Source organism: Paradesertivirga mongoliensis (assembly GCF_024436395.1).
Classification (GTDB): Bacteria; Bacteroidota; Bacteroidia; order Sphingobacteriales; family Sphingobacteriaceae; genus Paradesertivirga; species Paradesertivirga mongoliensis.
Window position 1 is genome coordinate 78,189 of record NZ_JAFMZO010000005.1, and the last position, 19,517, is coordinate 97,705.

Annotated in this window: 16 protein-coding genes; 11 read left to right on the forward strand and 5 right to left on the reverse strand. The window is 42.6% G+C overall.

What is annotated here, in order from left to right:
- Positions 1-134 precede the first annotated feature (134 nt).
- Together J3P43_RS18560 and J3P43_RS18565 are read left to right on the forward strand one after the other, a co-directional pair.
- On the forward strand, positions 135-401 hold the full coding sequence (locus J3P43_RS18560; protein WP_255905262.1) for a hypothetical protein: 267 nt from the start codon (positions 135-137) through the stop codon (positions 399-401).
- A gap of 114 nt (positions 402-515) precedes the next feature.
- On the forward strand, positions 516-1,376 hold the full coding sequence (locus J3P43_RS18565) for an N-acetylglucosamine kinase (protein WP_255905264.1): 861 nt from the start codon (positions 516-518) through the stop codon (positions 1,374-1,376).
- Between the two features lie 104 nt (positions 1,377-1,480).
- Here the strand turns inward: J3P43_RS18565 and J3P43_RS18570 are convergent, their stop codons facing one another.
- On the reverse strand, positions 1,481-2,182 hold the full coding sequence (locus J3P43_RS18570; protein WP_255905266.1) for an NUDIX hydrolase: 702 nt from the start codon (positions 2,180-2,182) through the stop codon (positions 1,481-1,483).
- A 113-nt stretch (positions 2,183-2,295) separates the two neighbouring features.
- Between J3P43_RS18570 and pfkA the strand changes: the two genes are divergently transcribed.
- The 3 genes from pfkA to gap all read left to right on the forward strand — a co-directional run bounded on the left by pfkA (position 2,296) and on the right by gap (position 5,202).
- Complete coding sequence (pfkA, locus tag J3P43_RS18575; RefSeq protein ID WP_255905268.1) at positions 2,296-3,279, forward strand: 6-phosphofructokinase; 984 nt, start codon at positions 2,296-2,298, stop codon at positions 3,277-3,279.
- Positions 3,279-4,127: a hypothetical protein gene (locus J3P43_RS18580; protein ID WP_255905270.1), complete on the forward strand. Its 849-nt coding sequence runs from the start codon at positions 3,279-3,281 to the stop codon at positions 4,125-4,127. Before pfkA ends, J3P43_RS18580 begins: the two co-directional genes overlap by 1 nt.
- 76 nt (positions 4,128-4,203) lie before the next feature.
- Positions 4,204-5,202, forward strand: coding sequence for a type I glyceraldehyde-3-phosphate dehydrogenase (gene gap, locus J3P43_RS18585; RefSeq protein WP_255905272.1), 999 nt, complete (start codon positions 4,204-4,206; stop codon positions 5,200-5,202).
- A gap of 50 nt (positions 5,203-5,252) precedes the next feature.
- Here the strand turns inward: gap and J3P43_RS18590 are convergent, their stop codons facing one another.
- The 3 genes from J3P43_RS18590 to J3P43_RS18600 all read right to left on the reverse strand — a co-directional run bounded on the left by J3P43_RS18590 (position 5,253) and on the right by J3P43_RS18600 (position 10,539).
- On the reverse strand, positions 5,253-5,942 hold the full coding sequence (locus tag J3P43_RS18590; protein ID WP_255905274.1) for a GDSL-type esterase/lipase family protein: 690 nt from the start codon (positions 5,940-5,942) through the stop codon (positions 5,253-5,255).
- Positions 5,943-6,061: 119 nt separating this feature from the next.
- A complete protein-coding gene (gene glgB / locus J3P43_RS18595; RefSeq protein ID WP_255905276.1) occupies positions 6,062-8,080 on the reverse strand; it encodes a 1,4-alpha-glucan branching protein GlgB in 2,019 nt (672 codons plus the stop codon).
- Positions 8,080-10,539, reverse strand: coding sequence for a glycoside hydrolase family 31 protein (locus tag J3P43_RS18600; protein WP_255905278.1), 2,460 nt, complete (start codon positions 10,537-10,539; stop codon positions 8,080-8,082). The genes glgB and J3P43_RS18600 overlap by 1 nt, the downstream gene beginning before the upstream one ends.
- A 272-nt stretch (positions 10,540-10,811) precedes the next feature.
- On the opposite strand from J3P43_RS18600, the gene J3P43_RS18605 reads away from it, so the two are divergent.
- Genes J3P43_RS18605 through J3P43_RS18615 form a run of 3 tightly spaced genes read left to right on the forward strand, consistent with a single transcriptional unit; the run spans position 10,812 to position 14,625 of the window.
- Positions 10,812-13,235, forward strand: a complete 2,424-nt coding sequence (locus J3P43_RS18605; RefSeq protein WP_255905280.1) for a penicillin acylase family protein — start codon at positions 10,812-10,814, stop codon at positions 13,233-13,235.
- 22 nt (positions 13,236-13,257) lie between these two features.
- Complete coding sequence (locus J3P43_RS18610; RefSeq protein WP_255905282.1) at positions 13,258-13,620, forward strand: hypothetical protein; 363 nt, start codon at positions 13,258-13,260, stop codon at positions 13,618-13,620.
- An 18-nt stretch (positions 13,621-13,638) separates the two neighbouring features.
- Positions 13,639-14,625 (forward strand): long-chain-fatty-acid--protein ligase, encoded by a 987-nt coding sequence (locus tag J3P43_RS18615; protein ID WP_255905284.1) that lies wholly within the window; start codon positions 13,639-13,641, stop codon positions 14,623-14,625.
- Between the two features lies 1 nt (position 14,626).
- Here the strand turns inward: J3P43_RS18615 and tyrS are convergent, their stop codons facing one another.
- Positions 14,627-15,910, reverse strand: a complete 1,284-nt coding sequence (gene tyrS / locus J3P43_RS18620; RefSeq protein ID WP_255905286.1) for a tyrosine--tRNA ligase — start codon at positions 15,908-15,910, stop codon at positions 14,627-14,629.
- 77 nt (positions 15,911-15,987) lie between these two features.
- On the opposite strand from tyrS, the gene J3P43_RS18625 reads away from it, so the two are divergent.
- From J3P43_RS18625 to ligA, 3 genes are all read left to right on the forward strand, one after another.
- On the forward strand, positions 15,988-16,560 hold the full coding sequence (locus J3P43_RS18625) for an NUDIX domain-containing protein (RefSeq protein WP_255905287.1): 573 nt from the start codon (positions 15,988-15,990) through the stop codon (positions 16,558-16,560).
- A gap of 53 nt (positions 16,561-16,613) precedes the next feature.
- Positions 16,614-17,300 (forward strand): BAR domain-containing protein, encoded by a 687-nt coding sequence (locus J3P43_RS18630; RefSeq protein WP_255905288.1) that lies wholly within the window; start codon positions 16,614-16,616, stop codon positions 17,298-17,300.
- A gap of 104 nt (positions 17,301-17,404) precedes the next feature.
- Positions 17,405-19,420, forward strand: a complete 2,016-nt coding sequence (ligA, locus tag J3P43_RS18635; protein ID WP_255905289.1) for an NAD-dependent DNA ligase LigA — start codon at positions 17,405-17,407, stop codon at positions 19,418-19,420.
- Positions 19,421-19,517 lie beyond the last annotated feature (97 nt).

A 19,517-nucleotide genomic window follows, 5' to 3' on the forward strand; every position in this document is an offset into this window, starting at 1 on the left:
AAAAAACCATAATGGATGAAGTATTTTCACAAACAGGTATTTGTCTCTTAATCTGTGGTTTATACTTGTTGTTTTTATTCACTCATAATTGCCAACGATCTGGCTTGACAATTGTTTAACAAAGAAACATCAGTATGCATATCGAACTAGCGCCAAAATATGGCCCAGGATTAAATACTATAATCAGCCGCTTAGGGCTCGAGGCGCATTTAATAAACTCGTTTAATGCCAGCGGCGAAACCGTGACCTTGTCGGCAACCAAAGAAGACCTGGAGAGAATCCTTGAAGCAACAGAAAAAGACTTCGAGCCGCTCGCTGATGTCGCGGACCATGATTATCCACCGGTTACTTTAGAAGGCCTGAAAGCTATTTTAAAAGATCAGCTGGCTGATCGGGCATAGAACTTTAGTGTTTTGTTCAGCACACCAGGAACAAAAACCCGGTTAAACAAATTGTATTTGATTGTTTTAACACAATCTCATATAAATATTTATTTTTGGACTTTGTAAAAAACTATGATCATAATAGCTGACGGAGGTTCTACTAAAACTAACTGGTGCCTTTTAAATGACGAGGGTAAAAAGATATACTTTAATACCGAAGGATATAACCCCTATTTTGTGGATGGCGACTACGTTATTGAATCACTAAAAAAGAATCTTCCCGAAGATCTGGAGTTCGATAAAATTACTGAAGTAAACTTTTATGGCGCCGGTGTGCACAATGAAGAGAAGGCTCAGGAGCTAAAAGACGCTTTCAAGGTAGTGTTCCATAGCAGCAAAATATTTGTAGGTCACGATCTGCTGGCTGCGGCCCGTGCACTGCTGGGCAAATCAGTTGGCTTCGCGGCCATTCTTGGCACAGGCACCAACACCTGCATTTACGATGGCGAGGACATTAGTCATCAGATTGATTCGGGCGCCTATATTTTGGGAGATGAAGGCAGTGGCTGTTATATCGGCAAAAAAGTGATTATCGACTATCTGAGAGGGTATATGCCAGAGGCCGTGCGCGAGAGTTTCTGGGAAACCTATAAACTCACACCGGATGATATACTAGAAAATGTTTATTCTAAGCCTCTGGCCAACCGCTTTTGTGCTCAATTCAGCAAATTTGTTTATGATACAACAGTAAACATCGAGTACACGCGCAACCTGGTGAAGAGCTCGTTTAACGATTTTTTCAAAAATCTTGTAAGCCATTATCCAGACTATCAAAAATATGAGCTTAACTGCATTGGGTCTGTGGCATACAATTTCAGAAATGTACTGGAAGAAGTTGCAACTGAATATGGAATGAAACTTGGGAAGCTTATTCGCTCACCTATAGACGACCTGGTAAAGTTTCACATGGAAAATCCGGCTAAGGCAGAGTAAAAAACCATTACAATCAGGTATTCTTAAAAAAGGCTTGCTATCCCGTCGGATGGCAAGCCTTTTTTATAAGACAGTTCTCATGCTTAGAGCGATGAAATCTTTTTCTAATCTTCTTTCATGAAAGAGAGCTCCTTCTGAAATAGTTTAGCATATTTTCGACGGTCAAATTTATATAAGGTGGCTGCTCTGTAGGATACTCCCCTTTGTTTTTCCCCCAGCTCCTTTAAAATGCCGTAATTCAGCATTTTCTTTCTAAAGTTTCGCTTGTCCAGCTTTTTATTCAGGATCGACTCGTATACATGCTGCAGCTGGGTAAGTGTAAATTTCTCTGGCAATAACTCAAAAGCGATCGGCTGATAACTTATCTTACGCCTGATTTTTTGAAGGCTTTTTTCAAAGATAGCTGTGTGGTCGAAAGCAAGGGTTGGGAGATCGGATACAGGGTGCCAAAAGGCTTTTTTTGCATAGTTTGTAACAGGCTTTAGTTCCTTATGTCCCGTAAGCCTGATCATTGCATAATACCCAACGGTAATAACCCGTCCATCGGGATGCCGGTTCACTTCCCCAAAAGTATAAAGCTGTTCCATATAGATATCCCGCAGTCCGGTAAGCTCATACAAAATGCGCTCGGCCGCTACATCAATGCCTTCATTGTGTTCGACAAATAACCCGGGAAGAGCCCACCAATCTTTATACGGCTCCTCATTCCTTTCGATTAAAAGAATTTTAAGTTCACCTTCCTGAAAACCGAAGATGACACAATCTATTGTAAATACCGATTCGAATAAAGGTAATCCGGGCTGCAAAATACTTGGTTTATGATTTAAATATAATCCTTTACGCAAAGGTGGAAAAAATAATTGCAATAATCATACTTAGTGTAGAAAATACACCCTATATTCGTAAAAAATTTTATCACTTGAGTGTTATTAATAAAATAGGAGTTTTTACATCGGGGGGCGATGCTCCCGGTATGAATGCCTGTATACGCGCAGTAGTAAGAACAGGATTGTATTTAGGTAAACAAATGGTAGGTATCCACCAGGGTTACCAGGGGATGATCGATAAAAAGTTCAGTAATATGGACTCGAAGTCGGTCGCTCACATCATCCAGCAAGGCGGTACAATCTTAAAAACAGCGCGCTGCATGGAGTTCAGGACTCCGGAAGGCAGGGCGCTCGCCTATAAAAACTTAAAAGAAGAAGGAATTGACGCCCTGGTAGCTATAGGAGGCGACGGTACATTTACGGGCGCCGAGCTTTTATCCCGGGAATATGATATGCCGGTAATGTGTGTTCCGGGCACCATTGATAATGATTTGTATGGAACAGACTTTACTTTGGGCTATGATACTGCAACCAATACAGTAATTGAAGCAATCGACAAAATAAGAGATACTGCTGCCTCGCACGACCGCTTGTTCTTTGTTGAAGTAATGGGGCGCGACTCGGGCTGCATTGCTCTTCGTGCAGGAGTTGCCGCCGGAGCTGAAGCTATCTTGCTTCCCGAAAAAGAGACAGGCATTGATGACCTGATTGAAAAACTGGAAGCAGGCGCCGACCAGCATAAGACATCTAGTATCGTTATCATTGCAGAAGGCGAGAAGAATGGCGGAGCCTATAATGTTGCAAAGCACGTTAAAGAAAAGTTCAACTTTTACGATATTAAGGTTACCATTTTGGGCCACCTTCAGCGAGGCGGAACGCCAAGCAGCTTCGACAGGATTTTAGCCAGCCGTATGGGCTATGCAGCTGTAAATGCTCTGATAGCGGGCGAAACCAGAAAGATGGTGGGATTACAAGGAAATGCCATGCATCTAACTGAACTCACTGAGGCAATTAACAATCATTCCTTCAAACTGGAAGATGATTTAATGGAAATGTCGTATATCTTATCCCTTTAATGATAGCAGTTGTTTACAGTGGATCCAGATTTGCAGATTGGAAACTTTCTGATAAAGGAGAAATTGTTTCTAACTTTAAAACATCCGGGATAAACCCATTCTTCAATGATGAAAAATCTATCACTCATCTGCTAAATAAAACCAATGAGTTGATTTATCATGCTGAAGAAATAAAACGCATATATTTCTATGGAGCAGGGGCGTTCTCAAAAAGCCGGCAGAAAATCATAGAAAACGCATTCACCAATTTCTTCAGGTTCAGCAAAGTTGTTGTAGAGCACGACTTAACCGCTGCAGCTATTGCCACCTGCCGTGATAAGCCGGCAATAGTGGGCATTTTGGGCAGCGGATCAAACGCTGCTTACTTTAATGGAAAAAAAATAAAGGAGAATAATTTCGGACTTGGTTTCGTTTTAGGAGATGAAGGCTCGGCAAACTGGATGGGCAAAATATTATTGCGAGATTATTTAATCGGTGATCTTCCGAAAAAATTCCAGCAAAGCTTTACCGGCAAATACTCTCTCGACAGAAAACAAATCCTTGATAAAGTTTATAAACAACCTTATCCTGTACTCTTCCTGAGCTCTTTTGCGGATTATTTATTAGATCATAAAAAAGAAGAGTACGTAAAAAAGCTGGTTACCTGCGGGTTTGAAAAATATTTCGAGACATATATTATCCCTCTTTCCAAGCAATATCCAAACGTACCGCTGCATATGGCAGGCACAGTTGCCTCTGGTTTTCAGGACTGGCTCGAAGAAGTTGCAGGGAAATACGGATTACAGGTAAACTCGGTAGTAAAAGAGCCTATATATAATATATTGGATTATTACTCGAATAAAAATTAAATCATAGAAAAAACCAAAGCTCTGCCGTAAATTTGCAGCCGGTTTGGAGATTATTAGAAACATAAATAAATAAAAGATGAAAATTGGAATCAACGGTTTCGGCCGCATTGGCCGCTTAGCTTTTAGAGCAGCTTCACTACGTAACGATATAGAGGTTGTTGGAATCAATGACCTTGTTGAGCCGGATTATATGGCTTATATGTTAAGATACGATTCTACTCATGGAAAATTTGAGGGAACTATCGAAGTAAAAGACGGCAACCTGGTTGTAAACGGAAAAACCATTCGTGTAACTGCTGAAAAAGATCCGGCTAACCTTAAATGGGATGAAGTTGGTGCTGAAGTAGTAATCGAGTCGACTGGTTTGTTTTTAACTCAGGATACTGCAGGAAAACACATTCAGGCAGGAGCAAAAAAGGTAGTTATGTCTGCTCCAGCGAAAGATGACACTCCAACATTTGTAATGGGTGTTAATCACAAAGAATTAAAAGCAGATCAGCATATCGTATCTAATGCATCATGTACTACCAACTGCTTAGCGCCAATTGCTAAGGTTTTAAATGATAAATTTGGTATTGTTGAAGGCTTAATGAGCACCATTCATGCGGTTACAGCCACTCAGAAAACAGTTGACGGACCTTCGGCAAAAGACTGGAGAGGTGGACGTGGTGCTTACCAAAATATTATCCCTTCTTCTACCGGAGCTGCTAAAGCCGTTGCATTGGTTATTCCTGCATTAAAAGGAAAACTAACTGGTATGGCATTCCGTGTACCGGTTGCCGACGTATCCGTGGTTGATTTAACAGTAAAACTGGAAAAATCTGCAACATACGACGCCATTAAAGCTGCTATGAGAGAAGCCTCTGAAGGTGAATTAAAAGGCATTTTAGGTTATACCGAAGATGAGGTTGTTTCTTCAGATTTTATCGGTGAAACCCAAACCTCAGTATTTGATGCTAAAGCAGGGATCGCATTGAACGACAACTTCGTTAAAGTGGTTTCATGGTATGATAACGAGTGGGGATATTCTAACAAGATAATCGACCTTGTTCAACTTATCGGAACATTAAAATAAGCTATATATAATCAAGCGAAAAGGCCCTGATATTTACTTTCAGGGCCTTTTTAATTAACATTGGCTGAGTCTCTGATTAAATGGGGAGCTATTGCCATCCTCCATATCTCATATCCCCTCATATTGAGGTGCAACTGGTCTGCTCTATATAATTCTGGCCGCAACCTGCCCTCCTTTGTTAAAAGCAAAGAAAAAACATCAACGAATGTAGTATTGGGCTGTGTCTTAAGATACTCTCTAATCAGGTGATTGCATTGGCGTATTAATGGAATATACCGCCTCCGCGCGATACTGGGCTTAATTGAGAGGTACACAATAGGCTCATTGGGCAACCTGCTTCGAATAGTTGCAAGCAGGGTTTTAAATCTGCCAAGAAGCATTTGTGCCGTTACCGTATCTGCCGGCAGATCATTTTCGCCGCAATAGATAACTACCTGCCTGGGACTATACGGAAAAATAACATCATCAGCATAACGGTTCAAATCAACCAGCGTAGCTCCGCCAAATCCCCGGTTAATAGCATGATACTCTTGAAAGACTGCCTCGAGATCGGTCCACAACCTGAAGGAGGAGCTGCCGGCGAATAAGACTCCGTTTCGGGCCGGGAAACTTTTGCTGTCCGCTTCCTTAAAGTTTTGAATTTCCTCCCAAAACGGCGGATGCCTTGACGCACTCTCGTGGCAGTCGGCTATAGTCACCAGCAAGAGAAAAGGAAATACCAACGAGCTAAGAAACTTCATTGCATTGATGGCTTAACAGGATATGAAATATAGAGGATAAGGAGTAATGGCTATTACAAACACTTAACATTCCGGCTATTAGAATTCGAACCGGCTCAATACTCATCACAAATCGCATTCTACCAAAATTTGGCCGTGCGATTAAATCTCTTCAATATTAAACCAGTGAGCGGAGGCAAATTAAGAATCGCAGATTGGGGCTTGCCCTGCCAATGCACGGGCTCCGAAGAAAAATCTTTTTGCAGGTCGAATCCGCTTCCGTAATACTGCTTTTCATCGGAATTAAAAATCACCTGCCAGTCGCCATGATGAGGTAAGCCAATACGATAATTCGGCCGGGGCACCGGGGTCATATTTAATACGATCACCAGTTTATTATCTGCCTGATTACCCTTACGACAATAAACCAACACCGACTGTTCAGAATCATTTACCTCAATCCATTCAAAACCATCCCATTCAAAGCTTTTCTCAAAAAGTGCAGACTCGCTTCGATAAAGATGATTTAAGCCCTTAACTGCTTCTTTCATCCCTTTATGAGGAGCGAAGTCAAGCAAATGCCAGTCGAGAGAGTTGTTCATATTCCATTCAGAAGTCTGGCCGAACTCGTCGCCCATAAAGAGCAATTTAGCGCCGGGATGAGTAAACATATAAGTATACATCAAACGGAGGTTCGCAAAACGCTGCCATTCGTCGCCTGGCATCTTATAGATCATGGATTTCTTGCCGTGAACCACTTCATCATGAGAAAGCGGAAGCATGAAATTCTCAGTAAAAGCGTAAACCGTACTAAAGGTTATCTGGCTGTGATGATATTTGCGGTGAACCGGATTTTGTTCGAAATATTTTATCGTATCGTTCATCCAGCCCATCATCCATTTCATCCCAAAACCCAAGCCTCCGGTGAAAACTGGTCTGCTTACACCCGGAAATGCGGTTGATTCTTCGGCTATAGTTTGAACGTCGGGAAAAGCAGCATAAACTGCCACATTAAACTCTTTTAAGAAACTTATTGCTTCTAGATTTTCACGGCCTCCGAACTTATTTGGAATCCATTCGCCTGCTTTACGCGAATAATCGCGATACAGCATGGATGCTACAGCATCAACACGTAAGCCGTCTACATGGAAACGATCGAGCCAAAAGATGGCATTGCTTATGAGGAAAGAGCGAACTTCGTTGCGCCCGTAATTAAAGATATATGACTTCCAATCCGGATGGAACCCTTCCCGTTCATCAGCATGCTCATAAAGATGGGTACCATCAAATTTATACAAGCTATGTATGTCTCCCGGAAAATGCGAAGGTACCCAGTCCAAAATAACACCAATATCGTTTTTATGCAGTTCTTCGATCAGGAACATCAAGTCCTGAGGTGTACCGTATCTCGATGAAGCGGCAAAATAGCCCGACACCTGATATCCCCACGAGGGATAGAACGGGTGTTCCATTATCGGCATAAACTCTACATGCGTAAAGCCCATTTCTTTGATATATGGAATCAGTCGTTCTGCTATCAATCGATATCCTAAAAACGTTTCAGGATTCTCGGGGCTGCGCATCCAGGATCCCAGATGCATTTCGTATACAGAATACGGGCTGGTAAGGGCATTGTTTTCGTGCCGGTTCTCCATCCAATCGGTATCTGTCCATTCGTACCAGGTATCCCAGACTATAGAAGCGGTACGGGGAGGTTCTTCCCAACGCAATGCATAAGGATCGGATTTTTCCAGCTCCTCTCCCTGATGAGAGCGGATAAAAAACTTGTAAACTTCTCCGTTACCGATATCAGGAATAAAACCCTCCCAGATTCCTGAGCTATCCCAGCGGACAAACAAAGCATGTGCCTGGCGGTTCCAGCCATTGAAATTACCGATTACGGAAACAAAGGATGCATTTGGCGCCCAGACAGCAAAATAAGTACCCGTCCGGCCCTCATTCTCTATTACATGCGAACCCAGTTTTTCATATAGCTTGTAGTGCTTTCCAGATCTGAATAAGTGGATATCAAAATCGGTTAGCCTCGAAAATGCAACTACTGCGTTTTCTATAGGCTTATTATTAATCGCCTGGCTTTCCGGGCCGGCATTTACAGGCGATGTTTTTTTAACCGACCTTGTTACCTTCTTTTTCTCCATTATCTCAGAACCTGAATCTCTTTAAAGTTTTTATTGGCTTTTACTACAACACGTTTAAGCTCATCAAAGTTTAAACTTTGCTGTTGTTCTTTACCATCAATTATCAGTTTTGACGGCTGGAAAGGTAAACCTATTAATTTTAATTCATAAGTTTCATATCGCGGAGTATACAAGCCTTCAGAACTTTGCCTGATGATACATGAGCCCGCATCGCCTTTAACTACAAACTTCTTTTCTGTATAAATATCCTGTTCATACGCGAAGGTATCCCCATGATCTTCATAGTAAAAGGAATTGACTTCGTAATCTGAATAATATATTTGAAACTTGATTTCTTCCAGGTCTATTTCCCCAACATACTGCATCAGGGGCCATTCCGGAATTACAGAACCTGCCTTTACGAAAATCGGCATACTGTCCAAAGGGGTAAGCACATCGTGTTCACGTCCACCTTCCATCGGCTCATGCGACCAGTAATCAAACCACCTTCCTTTCGGCAAATAAACCATCTTGGATGTTTGCCCCGGCTCGAATACAGGCGAGATAAGAATTTTATCTCCGAAAGTAAATTCATCTTCGCGGTTTCGGTTTAACGGAACGTCTTGCTCCAACATCACCATCGGCCGAAGAATAGGGAAGCCATATTTATGATGTTCCCAATAGGCCGAATAGATATAAGGCATGAGGCGGTACCGAAGTTCGATAAACTTACGGTTGATATCCTCGTACTCTTTTCCAAAGCTCCAGGGCTCGCGCTCACGGGTATCACCTGCCGAATGCGCACGCATAAAGGGCGAAAACACACCCAACTGGATCCAGCGGGTAAATAATTCTCCGTCCGGCTCACCGGTAAAGCCGCCAATGTCCGTTCCGCACATTGAAATCCCCGAAACAGATAACCGCTGACACTGTATGGAGGCGAGCTTCAGGTGATCCCAGGAAGCCAGATTATCACCAGTCCAGACCGACGAATAGCGCTGAACGCCCGAGTATCCGGATCGGGTAATCGTAAACGGACGCTTATTTTTAAAAAGTTTCTTTAACCCATCATAGGTCGCCCGAACCATTTGCATTCCGTACACATTATGTGCCTTGCGGTGCGAGCCGCGATGACCGTCGTATTGATGTCTTACGTCATTTGGAAATGAACCTGAACCAAACACTGCAGGTTCGTTCATGTCGTTCCAAACACCGGCTACTCCATCGTCAACAAGTCCCTTGAATAAGGTACCCCACCATTCACGAACTTCCGGATTGGTATAATCTGGAAACTGGCAGCGGCCGGGCCAAACATGGCCTTCCATAAAGTAATCGTCACTTCTTCGACAGAAATACTTTTTCTCCTTACCTTCTTTGAATACCCAATAATTATCATCCACTTTTATTCCCGGATCGATAATCACCACCGTTCTGAATCCGTCATCCAGAAGCTCTTTAATCATCTTTTTAGGATCAGGGAAGTATTTTTTATTCCACGTAAAGCAGCGATATCCATCCATATAATCGATGTCAAGATATAATGCATCACAAGGAATTTTCCTATCGCGGAAGTTTTTAGCCAGCGACTTTAGTTTGCTTTCGGGATAATAGCTCCAGCGACACTGATGATAGCCAAGTGCCCATTGTGGCGGCATGGGATGCGTGCCGGTCAGGCTATGATAACGCTTAACCACGTCCATCATATGAGGGCCATGAATATAATAATACTGCAACTCGCCCCCATCTGCCCAAAATGAAGTTTTATCCGCGTCCTGATGAGCAAAATCGAAATGAGTTTTATACGAGTTATCAAAAAAGATCCCGTAGCTCACATCATCTTTGATTCCTATGTAAAAAGGTATCGCCCGGTACAAAGGATCCTGATCTCTGGCAAAAGAATACGTATCTGTAGCCCAATTTTGAAAACGCCGGCCTCTGATATTAAAAGAAGTTGGCTTATCGCCCAATCCGTAAAAAGATTCATCAGGACTGCAACGCTTGGTACAATACACATAATAGCCGCCAAAATCAACATTTTCTTCCCAATGCATGGTAGAAAAGTCGCTGTTAATTACCCGCTTGTTGTTATCTTCAAAAGAAATTAAAAAGTCTTTCTTATCGATCAGACAGGCTACGGTATTAGTTTCTACCCGGTAACTCTCTTCACTCTCTTTGAAAGAAAACACTGTTGCGCGCTGCTCAAGTTTAGGAACTGCGTAAGAAAACTCTTCTAAAAAAGTACCGTGAGGGGCAAGCCTGACTCTGATAATTTCGTCGCTAACCACTCTTATTTCAACGCTGGCACTGCCATCCGAAAAATAAAAACTATTATCCTGTTGTGTGTAACCTACAACGCTCTGAAGATAAACTTTTTCTATTGGCTTAAGGCCGATTATGGGGTTATTTACGTGTTGTACTCCCTCTTCTAATTGCTCTATACTAAACTCCGGCAACTCCGGAAAAGACTCTTTCTCTGTCATGCAATTCCAATAAAAACCTGCTGATAATCTATAGCATCGGTTGACCTTACCAGCTCTTTAAAATAATACTACCTCTTCTGAACGGCTATAGACGCTCTTAGTTTTTAAGGGAAGTAAATAAAAACCCTGCTTTGCAAAAGCATGTTAAATACAGCCTCTAAATATAAAAAAAACTGTCGAAACATCTTTGGATGTTATAAAATATCCATCATTATGAAGCTACATCTATTATTTGAATTAAACGACGGATTTAAGTATCATTATGCCTCCAAATGAATAAAACAAAGGCAATAATTAGTTTGCTGTTCAGCCTCGGCTTATTTTTCGTGCTGAACACGAAAATTGGCTCCGTTCCGCCTGTAGGAAAATTTCTCGACCCGTTTGCAGGTTTTTGGAAAAATGCCGAAAACCGCGAGATACGGGGCGGAGCACTTAAGCTTGCCGGGTTAAGGGACGAAGTGCAGATAGTATTCGATGAACATCAGGTAGCTCACATTTTCGCGACTAATGATCACGACCTTTATTTTGCCCAGGGATATATTACCGCTAGAGACCGCCTCTGGCAGCTCGACTTTCAAACGCGATTCGCAGCTGGACGGCTCTCGGAAGTTGTAGGAGAAAAGGCGCTCGAACTGGACAAATATCAGCGGCGACTGGGAATGTCGTATGGAGCCGAAAACATGGTAAAAGAATTGGAACGGCACCCCAGAATCAAGGCAATGGCAACAGCATATGCCGCAGGGATAAATGCATACATATCCGCACTCAGACCAGAGGACTATCCAATAGAGTTTAAAATTTTGGATTATTCGCCCGAGAAATGGACGATATTAAACACCGGGCTTTTGCTTAAATTGATGTCGGCTACCCTAGCAGGGGGGTCGGATGAGTTTTACATGAGCAATGTTTTGAACCGGTTTGGTGCTGAAGCTGTAAACGATCTGTTCCCTGATTATCCATTTAGAAATGAACCAATAATTCCCGCCGGAACAGACTGGAACTTTAAACCCCTTCAAACTGTTCCCTTGTCTATTGTTCCGGATGACAAAACAAGGATCCATACCCGGCAAAAAGAGGAGGGTACAGGAAGTAATAACTGGGCGATATCGGGTAGTAAAACTGCCAGTGGTTTTCCCTTATTGGCCAACGACCCACATCTTGACCTTACTCTTCCAGCCATCTGGCATCAAATTCAGCTGAATGCGCCGGGTATAAACGCATATGGAGTCAGTATCCCTGGTGCGCCTGGAATTGTTATAGGCTTCAACCAAAAGGTGGCCTGGGGTGTAACTAACGTTGGTGCAGATGTTTTGGATTGGTATCAAATCAAATTCAGGAGCAAGGAGCATAAAGCGTACCTGCATGACCGGCAGTGGAAACCTGTAAAATTGCGGCTGGAGAAGATCCGTATAAGAGGCGGTAAAACTGTTGTAGATACAGTTTTTTATACCCATCACGGCCCCGTGGTCTATCTTACCAGACCGAATTTTGCCAAGGCGAATAACATCCCGGAAGGCTATGCCTTACGCTGGGTTGCCCACGATCCTTCGGTGGATATTGCCACCTTCTATTACCTAAACCGTGCATCAAACTACACTGATTATCGTAAAGCACTAAGCTATTACATCGCTCCGGCTCAAAACTTCGTATTTGCAAGCAATGAAAACGATATCTCGATTACTCCGAATGGGTACTTTCCGCTAAAGAGCCCTGGACACGGCAAGTTTCTACTTGATGGCACTACCTCATCGACGGATTGGAAAGATAGGATCCCTTTCGAACATAATCCAACGGCAAAGAACCCATCCGGAGGATTTCTGAGTTCCGCTAATCAAAACCCAACAGACAGCTCCTATCCTTATTATCTGAATTGGGAATTTGCCGGTTACGAACGTGGAAACCGCATTAATACTCGTCTGGCTGCTATGAAAACAGCTACTGCTGACAGCCTTAGGACCCTTCAGAATGACAATTACAGCGTATTGGCAAAGAACGTTGTACCCACTATGCTTAACCTGGTAAACAAAGAAAAGCTTAACGCCACCGAACGGGAAGCTTTCAATATCATTGAAAAATGGAACTATCACTTTGATGCAACCGAAATCGGGGCGAGTATATTTGAAATCTGGCAGAAAGAGGCATATAACAAGGTTTGGGACGAGTTTAGCGATCCCAAACTACCCATGCGTCTTCCGAACCGGGATCGTACCGTACAGCTTCTTTTGAAAGAGCCTGAATCAGTGTGGTTCGACAACATTTCAACTTCTAAAAAAGAAAACCGGAACGATATTATCCATGATGCATTTAGGTTTAGTGTTGACAGCTTACAGCGAAAATTCGGGCTAATTGGAAAGAATTGGCAGTGGGGTATGGTAAAACACAGCCACGTACCGCATCTTGCCAAAATAGCTGGCTTTGGGTCGAGGATGATATTTAACGGTGGTTCTAAAACGTCGATAAACGCTTTAAATGAAAGCAACGGGCCGTCATGGAGAATGATTGTAGCCCTAGGAAAAATTCCAAGTGGATATGGTGTGTTTCCCGGAGGGCAGTCAGGCAATCCGGGCAGTTTTTATTATGATGATATGATTAACACCTGGGAAAGAGGCCAATTAAATGAGTTGCTGTTTTTAAATTCGCCAACAGACAGGGATAAGAGGATTAGAGCGCGGCTAACTCTCAAAAACAAACATTAACTACTCCATTCGAACACAAAACATGCTCGTCATACTGATCTTTTTTATTGCATTCATCTTGCAGCTTTTTTTACCCTGGTGGATCATTGGAATTGTGGCATTTGCCGTTTCAGCATGGCAGGCTAAGAGCGGCAAACAAGCTTTTGCGGGAGGTTTTACCGCCATTTTTCTATTGTGGTTAACACTGAGCCTGTGGAAAAGTCTTCCAAATGAACATATCCTGGCAAACCGGGTAGGACAAATGCTGATGTTACCCGACTGGCCCTTTACATGGATTTTCGTTGTATTTATAACAGCGCTAATTGGCGGACTGACGGCAGGCTTCGCGGCACTATCAGGATACTTTGTTAGCTTGGCATTTATAAAACCTGAAAGAAAAAAATAATCCTGATATCTTTGCAGTGTGGCAGCATTCTCTCCTGAACGGCTATTTTCCATCCAATCTGACAATGACTTCGAGCAAATAGCCTTAGAGATCTTTCGCTATCAGGCTCGTGAAAATGCCATATATAAAGCATTTGTCGAGGCATTGGGAATTAATGCACATCAGGTTGATACTACAAAGCAGATACCCTTTCTACCGATCGAATTTTTCAAGTCGCAAAATATTCAGTGCGGAAGCGCCAAACCCGAGATCGTTTTCACCAGTTCAGGCACCACCGGATCTGTTCAAAGCAGGCATCCTGTAAAAGACTTGTCGCTTTATATTAAAAGCTTCAGAAAAGGATTCACACATTTTTACGGAGATGTGCAGAACTATACTATTCTGGCTCTGCTCCCTTCTTACCTCGAGCGGGAAGGTTCGTCTCTGATTTATATGGTTGATGACTTAATTAAAGAAAGTAATGATCCGAAAAGCGGCTACTTCCTTTACAATCACCAGGAATTACACGCCACTTTGCTAGAGCTTAAGGCTGACAATAAAAAAGTTATATTAATTGGAGTAACCTATGCGCTTCTCGACTTTCTGGATCATCACTCTATCGGCTATCCCGATTTAATTGTAATGGAAACAGGGGGAATGAAGGGAAAGCGCAAGGAGATGATTCGCCAGGAACTGCATGACTTGTTATGTGCTGGCTTCGGAGTTCCGTATATTCACTCAGAATATGGAATGACAGAACTGCTGTCACAAGGGTATTCAAAGGGATCTGGGCGATTTGAATGTCCTCCATGGATGAAAATCGCCATCAGAGACCCCAACGACCCTTTCTCGACTTTAGATACAGGCAAAACCGGCGGAATTAACGTCGTGGATTTAGCCAATATTCATTCTTGCTCCTTTTTATCTACGCAGGACTTAGGAAAAATGCATCCCGACGGAAGTTTCGAGGTTCTCGGGCGGTTTGACAATAGTGACATCAGAGGGTGCAACCTGCTAATCCAATAAACTATTGAGCGATCAATAAAAAATAATTTTTCTTCCCTTTTTGAGCAATTAAATATTTCCCTTTCACCAGTTTCTCTGCTGTTATCACATCAGAAGGATCGGCCACCTTTTCGCGATTGAGAGAAACGCCCCCACCCTGAATCATTTTTTTAGCTTCCCCTTTCGATACAAAAACCTGCGACTTTTCTGCAAGTAAATCAGTAACGGATATACCCTGAGCCAACTCGTCGTTAGATATTTTAAACTGTGGCACCCCTTCAAAAACCTCTAAGATCTCATCATCTTTTAGCTGATTAAGAAAATCTACAGAACCAGTTCCAAACAAAAATTCAGAAGTTTTTAAAGCAGTTTGCAATGCTTCTTCCGAATGAGTTCTGATGGTGATCTCCTCAGCCAGGGCCTTCTGCAACACGCGAAGATGTGGAGCCGCATCGTGTTCGGTTTCTATGGCCTCTATCTCTTCTTTACATTTCAGAGAGAAGATACGGATCCAGCTTTTCGCATCCACATCTGTTGTATTTAACCAAAACTGATAAAACTTATAAGGGGAAGTCTTACTGCTATCCAGCCAAATCGCTCCGCTTTCGGTTTTACCGAACTTGGTGCCATCCGCTTTTTTAATTAACTGTGTTGTTATCGCGAAAGCAGTACCCGAAGCCATGCGGCGGATAAGCTCAGTTCCGGTAACAATATTACCCCATTGATCAGACCCGCCCATCTGAACCAGACATTTTTTATTTTTCCAGAGCCAGTAGAAATCGTAGCCCTGGACCAGTTGATAACTAAACTCAGTGAATGACATGCCGGTTTCACCTTCCAGTCGTTTCTTTACCGAATCTTTGGCCATCATGTAATTCACGGTAAGGTGTTTTCCTACATCACGGATAAAATCAAGGAAACTGAAATTTTGAAACCAATCGTAATTGTTAACCATCTCGGCGCTATTGGCTCCGCTATTGAAATCCAGAAACTTTTTAAGCTGATTCTCAATACACGTTACGTTATGTCTAAGCACATCTTCCGAAAGCAAATTACGTTCGGCAGATTTGCCAGAAGGATCACCCACCATTCCGGTTGCCCCACCAACCAAAGCATAAGGTTTATGTCCGGCTTTCTGAAAATGGATTAGTGTCATAATTTGAGTAAGATGCCCTACGTGGAGTGAATCTGCGGTAGGATCAAATCCGATATAACCAGCGGCCATACCTTTATTTAATTCATCCTCAGTTCCGGGCATGATATCATGCAACATACCTCTCCAGCGTAATTCTTCAACAAAGTTCATGTGTATGGATTAAAGTGTGCAAAGATAGTAGAATTGAGAAATTAAAAACTGCCTGTACCATGCTATGTTAAATACTTATGCAGGATATTGAAATACTAGAGAGGAAAACGCTCGCAGAAAATGCATATCGTCTTGAATTGATTACAATAAACCAGATTAAAAAAGGCAAGACAGAGAGGCATGATCGTGAGGTATATTTCAGGCCTAATGGCGCAACGATTTTACTAATAGATTTTGATCGGAAAACCGTTTTATTGACGAAACAATTTCGCTTACCTGTATTTCTACACGGAGAAAAAGACCAGCTTCTGGAATCATGCGCGGGAATTATTGACGAGGGCGAATTGCCCGAACACGCCATTATAAGAGAGGTGGAAGAAGAAACCGGCTATCGGATTTCGGAAATAAGTCCGGTTGCCCAGGGTTTTATGACGCCTGCATCGGTAACTGAATACGTATATTTTTTTACCGGAAAATATTCCCCTGAAATGAAAGTAAGTGAAGGCGGAGGCGAAGAAAGCGAAGGGGAAGACATCAGCCTGGTAGAGCTATCTGGCCGTGAAGCGAGAGAACTACTTCTGTCGGGCAAACTCCGGGATGTAAAAACTATCCTGCTGCTGCAACACGCCATCATCCAAAACCTTATTTAATTCCGTATCTTGTATAAACACTTTCTCTTGATAGGGATTAATTCAGGAGGCACATGAATTTCTTATCACATTTCTATTTCGACCGGGATACCGAAGACTCTCATCAGGTTATAGGAATGGTGCTGCCTGATCTATTAAAAAACGCCAACAAGAAATGGAGTATCCGCCCCGAGAAACATGCAACCGAGTATCAGGATCAGGCTCTTAAAAACCTGTACAGGGGCTGGCAACGGCATATTTCCGTGGATAAACATTTCCATTGCTCTGAATTTTTTATTTTTCACACCCAAACCATGCGAACGGCGATGGCGCCGTTTCTGGAAACGTCGCCCGCCCGCCCTTCTTTTGTAGCCCACATTGCACTAGAGCTCATGCTCGATAGTCTACTGCTTACAGAAAAATCACTTAGTACATCTCCCTTTTACACTCATCTTATCAAGGCGGATAAAGACGTTTTGGCGAATTTTCTTTTGATAAACAATCTTAGCGATACTGTTATATTTTTCAGCTTTTTGGAGGAATTTATCGACGCCAGGTATTTAAATACTTATAGCAATCCCAAAGAAATTGTATATGCCCTCCATCGGATCTGTATGCGAGTTTGGGATAACCCATTTAACGAAACGCAGAAACTGCAGCTTACCTCAATGCTGATAGATTATCAGGAAAGACTTAAAGAAGACTTTATGCAGATTTTTAACGAGATTGAAGAGCGGCTGGCGCGGGAAGGGGATTTTTAGGGAGCTGGTAAAGATCATTTCCCGTCCGCACAACTTTCCAAAAGTCTTGGAACTTTTGGAAAGTTACACCTACCTTTTAAACCCCAAAATCTTATCTTCGTTGCATGTCGCTTTTCGAAATTAAAGAACGAATGGATGCGCTGGTTAAAGAGTTAAATCAGCACAATTATAACTATTATGTATTGGCCCAGCCAACCATTTCAGATTATGAATTTGATCTCAGGCTTAAAGAGCTTGAGGAACTCGAAAAGCAACACCCCGAATACCAGGATGAAAATTCACCCACGCAAAAAGTAGGCGGCGACATCACCAGAAAATTTGAAACTGTACGGCATAAATGGCCAATGCTTTCTTTGGGGAACACCTACAATGAGCAGGATTTAAGAGATTTTGACGAACGGATCAGAAAGGCTATTGGCAGCAATTTCGAATACGTTTGCGAACTGAAGTTCGATGGGCTTTCGATGAATCTCAGTTATGAGAACGGAAAACTTGTCCGGGCTGTAACACGCGGCGATGGCACGAAAGGAGACAACGTAACCACTAATATCAAAACGATCCAGCGTATTCCAAAAACATTAAAAGGTTCGGGTTATCCCGATAGTTTTGACATCCGGGGAGAAGTTTTTATGCACCGCGCCGCATTCGAAAGATTAAATAATGAACGACTGGAGAAAGGTGAAGTCCCGTATGCCAATCCAAGAAACTTCGCCTCAGGTACCGTAAAATTACAAGACTCGGGCGAAGTAGCTAAGCGTCCTTTAGACTGTTTCTTATACTTTCTATATACAGACAAAAGGTTATTCAATACTCATTGGGAAAGCCTGCAAGCTGTTAGTGAATGGGGCTTTCATGTATGCGAGCATAATAAGCTTGCTAAGAACATTGATGAGGTCCTCGATTTCATTCACCACTGGCAGGAAAACCGCTTCAACCTGAGTTATGATATAGATGGAATTGTAATAAAGGTAAACAACTATAGTCAGCAACAGGAATTGGGTTTTACAGCTAAATCTCCGCGCTGGGCAATTTCATACAAATACAAGGCTGAAGAAGTAGAAACGATCCTCGAAAACGTTACTTATCAGGTTGGCCGTACAGGCGCCGTTACTCCCGTTGCAAACTTAAAACCTGTTTTGCTTGCCGGAACAACCGTAAAACGAGCCACTCTTCATAATGCCAATGAAATTGCACGTTTGGATCTCCACAAAGGCGACACCGTATTTGTAGAAAAAGGAGGTGAGATCATACCCAAGATAATCGCCGTAAACACTGTAAAACGAGCGCCCGAAGCAGAAAAAATTCAATATCTGGAAATCTGCCCGGAATGCGGAAGCAATTTAGTCCGCAAGGAAGGCGAGGCGGTTCACTATTGCCCGAATGACGAAAGCTGCCCCCCGCAAATAGTTGGCAAAATCCAGCACTTTATCAGCCGGAAGGCCATGAACATTGATGGCCTGGGCGATGAAACTATCGAGGCACTTTACCGGAAAGGCCTGGTTGAACATATCAGCGACTTATATATCCTCCACGAAAGAACTGATGAACTTCGTAATATGGAGCGCTTTGGCGAAAAGTCTGTTAGCAACATGCTGGATGGTATTGACCGCTCAAAACAAATGCCCTTTGAGAAAGTACTTTTTGGATTAGGGATCAGGTATGTTGGAGAAACGGTGGCGCGAAAAATTGCGAAACACTTCAGGAATATAGACAGCCTTATAAGCGCATCATATGATGAACTTATTACGGTAGATGAAATAGGTAGCAGGATAGCAGAAAGCCTCATCGAGTACTTTAAAGACTCCCGTCATATTGACCAGTTAGAGAAGCTTAGATCGGCAGGCCTGCAATTTCAGACGGAAGAAAAAGAAGTGGAGCTTGCAAGCGAAAAGTTGGCTGGCAAAACGTTCATTATCTCGGGTGTATTTGAAGACTACAGCAGGGATGAGCTTACTGAAATTATCCAGGCAAATGGAGGAAAAATACTGAGCAGCATTTCAGCAAAGCTGAATTATCTTGTTGCAGGAGACAACATGGGACCTTCTAAACTGGAGAAAGCACAAAAGTTAAATATCCCCATTATATCCGATTCAGAACTAATGGCGCTGATAAATCAGTAATCTGAAAATTCACTCGTTCAAATTCAATAATCAATCATAAATTAGCAGGCTATTTGGGTTTATAGAAAAGGTTGATTTAAATACCTTGAAGCTAATT

Bases quoted from the DNA above. Each gene is read 5' to 3' on its own strand.
- J3P43_RS18560 (WP_255905262.1), top strand. From the start codon at position 135: ATGCATATCGAACTAGCGCCAAAATATGGCCCAGGATTAAATACTATA.
- J3P43_RS18565 (WP_255905264.1), top strand. From the start codon at position 516: ATGATCATAATAGCTGACGGAGGTTCTACTAAAACTAACTGGTGCCTT.
- J3P43_RS18580 (WP_255905270.1), top strand. From the start codon at position 3,279: ATGATAGCAGTTGTTTACAGTGGATCCAGATTTGCAGATTGGAAACTT.
- gap (WP_255905272.1), top strand. From the start codon at position 4,204: ATGAAAATTGGAATCAACGGTTTCGGCCGCATTGGCCGCTTAGCTTTT.
- J3P43_RS18590 (WP_255905274.1), bottom strand. From the start codon at position 5,942: ATGAAGTTTCTTAGCTCGTTGGTATTTCCTTTTCTCTTGCTGGTGACT.
- glgB (WP_255905276.1), bottom strand. From the start codon at position 8,080: ATGGAGAAAAAGAAGGTAACAAGGTCGGTTAAAAAAACATCGCCTGTA.
- J3P43_RS18600 (WP_255905278.1), bottom strand. From the start codon at position 10,539: ATGACAGAGAAAGAGTCTTTTCCGGAGTTGCCGGAGTTTAGTATAGAG.
- J3P43_RS18605 (WP_255905280.1), top strand. From the start codon at position 10,812: ATGAATAAAACAAAGGCAATAATTAGTTTGCTGTTCAGCCTCGGCTTA.
- J3P43_RS18610 (WP_255905282.1), top strand. From the start codon at position 13,258: ATGCTCGTCATACTGATCTTTTTTATTGCATTCATCTTGCAGCTTTTT.
- tyrS (WP_255905286.1), bottom strand. From the start codon at position 15,910: ATGAACTTTGTTGAAGAATTACGCTGGAGAGGTATGTTGCATGATATC.
- J3P43_RS18625 (WP_255905287.1), top strand. From the start codon at position 15,988: ATGCAGGATATTGAAATACTAGAGAGGAAAACGCTCGCAGAAAATGCA.
- J3P43_RS18630 (WP_255905288.1), top strand. From the start codon at position 16,614: ATGAATTTCTTATCACATTTCTATTTCGACCGGGATACCGAAGACTCT.
- ligA (WP_255905289.1), top strand. From the start codon at position 17,405: ATGTCGCTTTTCGAAATTAAAGAACGAATGGATGCGCTGGTTAAAGAG.